Source organism: Dellaglioa sp. CoH-57-MRSF-22 (assembly GCF_056781895.1).
In genome coordinates, this window is sequence record NZ_JBXAXT010000256.1 from 1 (window position 1) to 245 (window position 245).

Annotated in this window: 1 protein-coding gene; it reads right to left on the reverse strand. The window is 57.1% G+C overall.

All coding sequences use genetic code 11. The annotated features are described in order from the left end of the window. Positions 1 to 182 (reverse strand): hypothetical protein (locus tag AC1RPR_RS09000; protein ID WP_481763607.1); only part of this gene is annotated, 182 nt, incomplete at its 3' end. Positions 183 to 245: the final 63 nt, after the last annotated feature.

A 245-nucleotide genomic window follows, 5' to 3' on the forward strand; every position in this document is an offset into this window, starting at 1 on the left:
TTGTAAGGCTTCGCGGTCAGGGCTCGACGCTTCTTAGCGCGATTGATGATGCGACGCGCCACTTCCCATTCTGCTCGCGAGTACTCCGGGCACGTGTGATTGGTCTTGTCAAAATCGCACCACGCGAAAAAATGGCGAACGAATCCGGATCGATTCATCTGGGCTCGCATAAAATCAGCCATCGCAACACCCAGCTCACGGTGCGCCTCGTCATGCACAAACACGGCGTTCCCCGCGCTCATGCC